Here is a 9,848-nt window from a genome sequence, read left to right as displayed (position 1 = left end):
GGCACTCGGTCGTGCTGTGGGTAGAAATTTTTATTTCTTGCCTACCTTAGACGCTTGTCGTCGGGAGYATGATGTGAGGTAGGGTTAGATGCCCATARTTTATTTATGATAGAAACTCTACCTATGRRGTTATAAATATGACTCTATAGGTAGAGTTTTTTGTTATTGTTACATAAAAATAAAAAGATATATATGGGGGACTAAAATTGAAAAARGTAAGRAAAGCAATTATTCCAGCTGCTGGACTGGGRACAAGRTTTTTACCAGCAACGAAAGCGATGCCGAAAGAAATGTTACCTATCGTAGATAAACCAACAATTCAATACATAATAGAAGAAGCGATAGAATCAGGAATTGAAGATATTATTGTTGTAACAGGAAAAGGAAAACGTGCAATCGAAGATCATTTTGATCATTCCTTCGAACTAGAACAAAACCTTTTAGAAAAAGGGAAATATGAAATGCTTGAGAAAGTACAAGCTTCTTCAAAAATTAATATTCATTACATAAGACAAAAAGAACCGAAAGGTTTAGGTCATGCAGTGTGGTGCGCACGTAAATTTATTGGGAATGAGCCATTTGCAGTATTACTTGGTGATGATATTGTCCAAGCAGATACACCATGCTTACGCCAATTAATGGATCAATATGAAGGAACACAATCATCTGTTATTGGTGTACAAACAGTGTCAGAAAACGAAACACATCGTTATGGTATTATCGATCCGGTTGAACAAAACGATCGTCGTTATCAAGTACGTCAATTTGTAGAAAAGCCAGCCCAAGGAACAGCGCCATCAAATTTAGCAATTATGGGACGTTACGTATTAACACCAGAAATCTTTATGTTCCTTGAAGATCAACAAACAGGTGCGGGCGGAGAAGTCCAATTAACAGATGCAATTCAACGTTTAAATGAAATTCAACGTGTATTTGCTTATGATTTTGAGGGTACGCGTTACGATGTTGGGGAGAAATTTGGATTTATTAAGACGACGATTGAGATGGCACTACAAAATGAAGAATTAAATGTAGAGTTAATGAAGTATATGAAGGAACTTGTAAAAAAGGAAGAGGTACATTCATAATAGAATGTCCTTTTTTATTATGAATAAGATACGAATTATATAAAGAAGGGAACAGATATATTGAGTTATCGAAAACGGCTCTCATTATTAATTTTATTAGATTCATTTATCGTATTAACTGCCGTGTATTTAAGTTATTGGTTTATACATCCAGATGTATTAAACAAAATTCCTATGACAGTAGTTATTAGTTCTATTACATTATTGTGTAGTCATCATGTTTTTGCAGCTATTTATAAGTTGTACAACAAGGCATGGGAATATGCGAGTATTGGGGAATTAAAACAAATATTTAAAGCAATTACGTTATCGATTTTAGTAACAGCAATTGTTCAACAAATTATTAATCACGATATTTATGTTCGAATTTTAGCAATCGCATGGATGTTGCATTTATTATTAATTGGCGGTTCTCGCTTCATATGGCGTATGTTCCGTGATACATATATTACAAAAGCTACTGATAAAAAACGAACATTAATTATTGGTGCTGGTTCAGCAGGGACAATGGTAGTACGTCAGTTGCAACATAATAAAGAAGCAGATTTATATCCAATTGCGTTTGTTGATGATGATAGRAAYAARCAAAAATTGGAGATTTATAATGTGCCGGTTGTTGGTACAACARATCAYATTCAAGARATTGTRGAAGAYAATGATATAGAACATATTATCATCGCAATCCCTTCATTAAATAGAGGTCAAATAAACGAGATTTTTGAGAAGTGTAGAAAAACGAAGGCGAAAACACAAATTGTACCGATGCTTGAAGATCTATTAGATGGAAAACTCTCTGTTAATGAATTTCGTGACGTACAAGTAGAAGATTTATTAGGGAGAGAACCAATAAAGTTAGATGATGCAGGTATTGGGGAAAAGATTACAGGTAAAACGATTTTAGTAACAGGTGCTGGTGGATCAATTGGATCAGAAATTTGTCGCCAAGTGATGAAATACAAACCAACTAAAATTGTTCTTTTAGGACATGGTGAAAATAGCATTTATAATATCGAAATGGAAATGAGAGTTACCTATAAAGATACGGTTGAAATTACGACAGAAATTGCCGATGTACAAGACCGGAATAAGATTTTCGAAATAATAGAAAAATATCAACCATACATCGTATACCACGCTGCTGCACATAAACATGTACCTTTAATGGAGCGTAATCCTGAAGAGGCTGTAAAAAACAATATCTTCGGTACAAAAAATGTTGCAGAAGCAGCAGATACGTTTAAAGTTAATACATTTGTTATGGTTTCTACTGATAAAGCAGTAAACCCTACGAATGTAATGGGGGCGACAAAACGATTTGCAGAAATGCTCGTCCAACATATGGCATCTGTTAGTACTAGTACACGCTTTGTTGCGGTTAGATTTGGTAATGTTCTTGGGAGTAGAGGGAGTGTAATACCTCTATTTAAGAAACAAATTCAAAAAGGTGGCCCTGTAACGGTTACTCACCCCGATATGATCCGTTACTTTATGACAATCCCAGAAGCTTCAAGGTTAGTAATTCAGGCTGGAACGYTRGCTAGRGGTGGAGAATTRTTYGTACTRGATATGGGKGATCCAGTAARGATTGTTGATTTAGCTAAAAAYTTAATTACTCTTTCRGGKTATTCTATTGAAGAAATTGGAATTGAATTTACTGGATTRAGACCAGGYGAAAAAATGTATGAAGAGYTMTTAAAYGAAGGWGAAATTCATCCKGAGCAAATATTCCCTAAAATTCATATAGGAAAAGCTGTTTTACTAGATCAAGATATTTTAAGACAGTTTATGAATGATTTTGAGGAAATGGATAAAGAGGAAATAAGAGAACGATTATTAGGCATTGCGAATAATAAAGTTAATCTGAAAAATTAATTTAAGGGAAGGAAGTTTTAGAAATGGGAGACAGAATATTTCTTTCATCACCACATATGAGTGATGAAGGTTATGAAATGCATTACGTTAAGGAAGCTTTTGATACAAATTGGATTGCGCCACTTGGAGAAAATGTGAACGGATTTGAAAGAGAACTAGCTGCGAAAGTCGATTCTAAAGCAGCCGCAGCGCTATCTTCTGGAACAGCTGCAATTCATATGGCATTAAAAGCAGCGGGAGTAGGGGAGGGAGATATTGTTTTTTGCCAAACACTTACATTCTCAGCTACCGCAAACCCTATTATTTATCAAAATGCTACTCCTGTTTTCATAGATAGTGATTATGAAACTTGGAATATGTGTCCTAAAGCATTGGAAGCAGCTTTTAAAAAGTATCCAAATGTAAAGGCAGTTATAGTAGTTCATTTATATGGTCTCTCCGCGGATATGGATAAGATTGTTGAACTTTGTAAAAAGTATGATGTTACTTTAATTGAAGATGCTGCTGAATCTTTGGGGACTTATTATAAAGGTAAACATACGGGTAGTTTTGGAGATTATGGTATTTTTTCTTTTAATGGTAATAAGATTATTACTACTTCTGGTGGGGGTATGCTCGTTTCTAATGATGAAGAAAGAGTTTCAAAGGTAAGGTTTTGGGCTACCCAAAGTAGAGACCAGGCAAGACATTATCAACATAGTGAATTAGGATTTAACTATCGTATGAGTAATGTAGTTGCTGGGATTGGTAGAGGCCAACTTAAAGTATTAGACGAGAGAGTGCAGAAGAAAAGATACATATTTGATTTTTACAAGCGAGAATTAGGAAATCTTGAAGGAATTGAATTTATGCCTAGTAATGAATGGAATGAACCGAATTATTGGTTAAGTTCTATGACATTGAACGGTAAGGTTCGTCCAATCGACGTGATGGAAGCTCTTGAAAAAGAAAATATTGAATCTAGACCAGTTTGGAAACCTATGCACTTACAACCGTTCTTTGAGAAATATGATTTTGTTGGTACAGATGTATCAGAAAAACTTTTTGAAAATGGTGTTTGTTTACCGAGTGATACAAAGATAACAGACGTAAATTTAGAGAGAGTTGTAAAAATTATTAAAGGGTTGTGGTTAGTATAATGATGAATTCTAGAGGGGGCATCTATAGAAGAGTTATAAAAAGACCCATGGATTTTATACTATCTTTAATTGCTATCATAGTGCTAAGCCCAGTGTTCCTTATAGTTTCTTTACTTGTAAAAACGAAATTAGGTAGTCCAGTTTTATTTAAACAAAAAAGACCAGGCCTAGATGAGAATATTTTTATGATGTATAAGTTTAGGACGATGACAGATGAAAGAGATGAAAATGGCCAATTACTTCCAGATGATATAAGATTAACGAAATTTGGTAAGTTTTTGCGTTCTACTTCACTTGATGAATTGCCTGAGTTATTTAATATTCTTAAAGGGGATATGTCAATAGTGGGACCAAGGCCTCAATTAGTTCGGGATATGGTCTTTATGACTGAAACGCAAAGAGAGAGACATACAGTCTTACCTGGACTTACTGGTTGGGCACAAGTTAATGGACGAAATGCAGTCGTTTGGGAAAAAAAATTATCTTTGGATTTAGAGTATATTAATAATGTTACATTTTTAGGTGATTTGAAAATTATTCTTATGACTATAGCAAAGGTATTTAAAAGGGATGGTATAAGTGCAGATGGCATGGAGACCGCCGAAGATTTAGGTGATTACTTAGTAAGAAAAAATAAGGTTACCAAGGATGAATATTGTAGAATTATAGAGAAAAGCAAACAAATAATAAATAACACATAATGTAAGGAGCCTAATTATAATGAATGAATGGAAGTTCTATAATTATGCAATAATACCAACAACTCCTCCACATGTAAATCCAAATGCTACTGCCATTGAAGATGGTAGTGTTTGGGGTGTGAGTAAAAATAAGACCTTATTAGTTCGATGGACAACGGACTTTGATTGTGGATTTGAAACGGAATGGTGGTACTGTATTAAAGATGATAGGATAGACGCTGCTAGTTTAAAGAAAAAAAGGAGATATGAAATAAATAGCGGATTGAAAAATTTTGATGTTAGGAAAATCTCATCAATGGAATATGCTGAACAAATATACAAGGTGTATGCTGAGACAGTTCAGAGTTATGTCAATGGGGGAAGTATTACAGAAAAAGAAATCTTTATTGCTCAGTGCATAGAACATGAAAATAATAATCAAATTGAATATTATGGAGCTTTTGATAAAGAAGATGGGGAATTGGCAGCGTATGCACTAAATCATGTTTTTGATGATTTTGTAAATTTTACAACAATGAAGTTTTTACCGAATTATTTATCTAAAAAAGTATCAGCAGCTTTAGTGTATACAATGTTATTCGATTATATCAACGTTCAGGATAAAAAGTATGTTAATGATGGAGAGAGAAGTATTCGGCATACTACCAATTTCCAAGATTACCTTATAAAATATTTTGGTTTTCGTAAAGCATATTGCAAGTTACATGTTCAATACAAACCTTTGGTAAGGATGGCTATAGGTTTATTATATCCTATGCGAAAAATAATTAAAAATTTTGCAAAGGTAAATGCGGTAATTAATAATGTTAGTGGTTTATTAGAAATGGAATCAATCAGAAGATCTTTTGGGAAATAATTTTTTGGAAAAGTTACAGGCATATGTATGGAATAGATTATTATAAGCACAGTTAGGAGAAACCATAATATGGAGAATTTGATTTCGATTATTACACCGGTATACAATTCAGAAAAGTATATAGAATTTACAATAAAAAGCGTTTTAAATCAAACGTATTCAAATTGGGAAATGCTAATTGTTGATGATTGCTCAATGGATGATACACAAGAAGTAATTAATAAGTTTAAGGATCCACGTATAAAGTATTTTAAATTAGAAAAAAATTCTGGTGCTGCAGTAGCAAGAAATGAGGCCCTTAAAAGAGCGCGTGGAAAATATATTGCATTTTTAGATGCAGATGATATGTGGAAGCCTGATAAATTAGAGAAGCAGTTAAATTTTATGATTAAAAATAAAATAGGATTTTCATTTACTGGATATGAGATATTAAGAGAAGGTGAAAATGGAAATAAGGTTATTAATGTACCATCAAGATTGAATTATAGCCAATTTATGAAAAATACTATTATTGGAACATTAACGGTAATGCTTAACGTTGATATTGTTGGGGAAGTTAGATTAGTTGAAGTAAAGAAAGATCATGACTCGATGACTTGGGCTAAACTATTAAGGGACGGGCACTTTGCTTATGGGTTAAACGAAAGTTTAGCGTTTTATAGGAAGGTTGAGGGTTCAATCTCTAATGATAAATTTAAGGCAGCTAAGAATCATTGGAATAATTGTAGAAAGATTGAAAAGCTATCTATACCGAAATGTCTGTATTATTTCTTTTTTTATGGAATAAATGCTGTTAAAAAGCATTATTTGTAGGGAGATAAGCCAGCTTTATAACTATTTGATAATTAACGTTATAAGGTTTAAGAGTTTAGGCTTATCGATTTGATGTAACTCGCTTTAAAATATGTGTCACGAAATAATCTATATGTAGGTAATTATTTTAGGAGTTAAAAAATATTATAAGCAAAAGGATTATTGAAATGTTAAAAATGTAAGAGGAGTGTAGGTATGAATTTACAAGTACTAGTATCAACAATGCATCAAGATAACCATAACTTAATAGAAGAAATGAATATACAGTCTGATGCAATTGTAGTTAATCAATGCGAAAGAAATGAATTTGAAGAATTTACATATAAGGGCCATAATATTAAATTCTTGTCATTGGCAGAACGAGGAGTAGGATTAAGCAGAAACAATGCTTTTATGCGCGCAACTGCAGATATTTGTATATTTGCAGATGATGATGTGGTGTACTGTGATAATTATAAAAAAGAGATTATAGATGCTTTTAAAAATAATCCAGATGCTGATGTTATCGTATTTAATGTACCTAGTACAAATCCTGCTAGGCCTTCCTATCAAGTTGAAAAAGAAAAAAGGGTAAGATTTTTTAATAGTTTAAGGTACTCGACAGTGAGATTTGCGGTTAGGACGAAAAAAGTAAAGGAAGCCAATATACATTTTTCACTATTATTTGGTGGAGGGGCAAAATACGGATCAGGGGAAGATAGTTTATTTATATTTGACTGTATTAAAAAAGGATTGAAGGTTTATGCAAGTCCTAAGGTAATTGCATATGTTAGTCACGAAAATTCTACTTGGTTTACCGGTTATACGGATAAGTATTTTATCGATAAGGGGGCACTGTACGCTTCTTTATCCAAAAGGTGGGCCAGATTCTTAAGCTTTCAATTTGCATTTAGACATAGGGGGATGTATAAAAAAGATAAAAGTTGGAATGTCGCACTTAAATTAATGTTTAAAGGTATAAGAGAGATTAAAGGATGAAACCGATGAAACCTAAAATATCGATAATTGTACCAGTATATATGGTAGAAGAATATATAGAAAAATGTATAGATAGCTTAATTAGTCAAACGTATAAAAATATTGAAATAATCCTTGTCAATGATGGCAGTTTAGATGGTTGCCCTGAAATTTGTAATAATTATGCTAAAAATGATTCGCGTATTAAGGTAATTAATAAAGAAAATGGTGGCCTATCAGATGCTAGAAATGCTGGTTTAAGAAAAGCTATAGGTGAATATATTTTATTTGTTGATTCTGATGATTATATTGAGAAAGACACATGTGAATGCTTTATATCAGCTATAAGCGAGCGTGAAGTTGATGTGGCGGTAGGGAATGCAAAAAAAATAGAAAATAATAATCTATCATTTATGAAGCATAGGAATTCACAAGAAGGTCAAATTTTAAAGGGAGAACAATATTTAGCAGCGGAATTAAAAGCGGGAACTATGTATATGGCAGCGTGGTTAAATTTATATAATAGAGATTTCTTATTAAGCAATAACCTAGAGTTTAAAGTCGGATTATTACACGAAGATGAGCAATTTACACCGAGGGTATTTTTAAAAGCGGAAAAGGTGATTGGTACAAATATTATATTTTATAATTACCTAATTAGGGATGGATCAATTACCACAGCAAAAAATAAACTTAAAAATGCTGAGCATATAATAAGAACATGTAAAGAGCTTGAACAAATTTACTGTAATGTTAAAAATGATGAATTGAGAAATTTATTAAACGATAACTTGGTAAGCAAATATCTTAATATATTTCAAGTTGCGAGCCTACACAAGAAAGAAAATTCTTATTTGTTAGATGAAGAATTCCTAATAAACAAGGCTTATACAAAAAAAAATAAATTAAGAGTGGCGTTGTTTAGAGCAAGTAAAACGTTATATTTTGGTTTAAATAAATCCATGAAAAAAATAAAAAGTTTACGATCATAATTAACATTAATTGATAATACCTCCAATTGGGATAAGTGTAATCAATTCTAATTTTGGAGGAATACACGAAATGTGAGAAGGATCTATCAATGATATTTTATTTTAGTTGGTTCATATTGGTATTTTTATTATTAGTTTTAAAAAAACAGAAGAATAGGGTAAATGTAATAGTAGTATTTGCTTTATTTACTCTATTTTATGGAATTAGGGATTATGGTGGAGTAGATGATTTAACATATATAACAGCATTTAATAATGCTACTAGTGGAGATATAGTTTATGGTTTAGAGGGCTCATATTTGGTAATTTCCAAATTCCTTGGGAGCTTGGGTTTTAACTATAAGGCTGTATTTTTAATATATGCTACGATATCATTTACTTTTATGTACTTGGCGTTTAAAAAGTTGTGCAAATATAAGCATGAATGGATTATTGCTATGTTGGGTTTTTTAGTTTTTGCATTTTTTCCAACAATAACGGTGATGCGTCAATTTGCAGCGGCCGCAATCTTAACTTATGCGTTTACGCTTAAGCTTCAAGGGAAAAACAAATTACCATTAGTTTTTATTGGAGTAGCCTCTGTAATTCATGTGGGTTCAGTAATTGGATTCCTAATATATCCAAAAACTTCAGATAGGAACTTGAATTTTCTGGAAAATGCGCAAATGATATATTTTTCACTGTTTTTCATTACTCTATCTAGCGGTTGGGCTAGTCGTCTGAGTATTTACTTTATATTATTTATCCCATTTACTTTTATTACATTCATTTCAAGGTTTTCATTAGAGAGAGATAGACAGATTTTATATAAAGTATGTTATGGTGCATATGCACTTTTATTTATGTATCAAATATTAAATCTTTCAAACTCTACAGATGTGAGTGGTCTTTTACCTTATAAGTGGTCGCTTGATTTTTTTAGATAAATATATAAAGCCTAATTGTGTATAAGTGATGATTTTTTCATATATGTTGTGCAAAAACATAAGTATTGTAGCATGTTTTAATAGAGAAGCATATCTCGAAATGAAAAGTCACTTATATAGGATTAGAGTCAAACGAGATTGAACAATGACTAGTTTCTAAGAAAATTTTGTATATATTAGTTGTAGTATCATGTAAATTAAGGGTGATTTAATACAATAAGGGCTATAACTGTGAAATATATGTAATGTTATAGTCATAGAGGTTAAAACAAAAGTTTTATCTCTATGGGCTACAAAAATAGCTTTAGTGAAGGTTTAAAATGATGGCGATAATTAATAGATGTGTGATATAAAAATATAAATTGAAAAAGGATTCGGGAACTGAAGTGAGAAAAGATAAACAAATTTTAATTAATATGATAATTCAAATAATAAGTTTTGTGATCAATGTCGCAATTAGCTTTTTCTTAACATCTTTTATTGTAGAAAAGATAGGTAAAGAGG

9 protein-coding genes are annotated in these 9,848 nt (G+C 31.9%); all 9 read left to right on the top strand.

All coding sequences use genetic code 11. From position 1 onward, the window contains the following. Positions 1-206: 206 nt before the first annotated feature. Positions 207-1,088, top strand: a complete 882-nt coding sequence (galU, locus tag AC1DJR_RS09995) for a UTP--glucose-1-phosphate uridylyltransferase GalU (protein WP_477002518.1) — start codon at positions 207-209, stop codon at positions 1,086-1,088. A 60-nt stretch (positions 1,089-1,148) separates the two neighbouring features. Further along, positions 1,149-2,960: a polysaccharide biosynthesis protein gene (locus tag AC1DJR_RS09990; protein ID WP_477002517.1), complete on the top strand. Its 1,812-nt coding sequence runs from the start codon at positions 1,149-1,151 to the stop codon at positions 2,958-2,960. Positions 2,961-2,983: 23 nt separating this feature from the next. After that, the gene (locus AC1DJR_RS09985; protein ID WP_477002516.1) at positions 2,984-4,099 is read left to right on the top strand and encodes a DegT/DnrJ/EryC1/StrS family aminotransferase; all 1,116 of its coding nucleotides are present in this window, start codon (positions 2,984-2,986) and stop codon (positions 4,097-4,099) included. After that, positions 4,099-4,800 (top strand): sugar transferase, encoded by a 702-nt coding sequence (locus tag AC1DJR_RS09980; protein WP_477002515.1) that lies wholly within the window; start codon positions 4,099-4,101, stop codon positions 4,798-4,800. Before AC1DJR_RS09985 ends, AC1DJR_RS09980 begins: the two co-directional genes overlap by 1 nt. 19 nt (positions 4,801-4,819) lie before the next feature. Continuing rightward, on the top strand, positions 4,820-5,656 hold the full coding sequence (locus AC1DJR_RS09975) for a hypothetical protein (RefSeq protein WP_477002514.1): 837 nt from the start codon (positions 4,820-4,822) through the stop codon (positions 5,654-5,656). A 69-nt stretch (positions 5,657-5,725) separates the two neighbouring features. Further along, positions 5,726-6,469 carry a glycosyltransferase family 2 protein gene (locus tag AC1DJR_RS09970; protein ID WP_477002513.1) on the top strand — a complete coding sequence of 248 codons (744 nt, stop codon included), beginning with the start codon at positions 5,726-5,728 and terminating at the stop codon, positions 6,467-6,469. A 195-nt stretch (positions 6,470-6,664) separates the two neighbouring features. Continuing rightward, positions 6,665-7,447: a glycosyltransferase family A protein gene (locus AC1DJR_RS09965; protein ID WP_477002512.1), complete on the top strand. Its 783-nt coding sequence runs from the start codon at positions 6,665-6,667 to the stop codon at positions 7,445-7,447. A gap of 5 nt (positions 7,448-7,452) precedes the next feature. Continuing rightward, positions 7,453-8,418 carry a glycosyltransferase gene (locus AC1DJR_RS09960; RefSeq protein ID WP_477002511.1) on the top strand — a complete coding sequence of 322 codons (966 nt, stop codon included), beginning with the start codon at positions 7,453-7,455 and terminating at the stop codon, positions 8,416-8,418. Between the two features lie 89 nt (positions 8,419-8,507). Then, positions 8,508-9,344, top strand: a complete 837-nt coding sequence (locus tag AC1DJR_RS09955; protein ID WP_477002510.1) for an EpsG family protein — start codon at positions 8,508-8,510, stop codon at positions 9,342-9,344. Positions 9,345-9,848 lie beyond the last annotated feature (504 nt).

It is taken from the genome of Bacillus sp. 05T31 (genome assembly GCF_056396725.1).
This window is presented reverse-complemented; position numbering and strand designations above follow the sequence as displayed.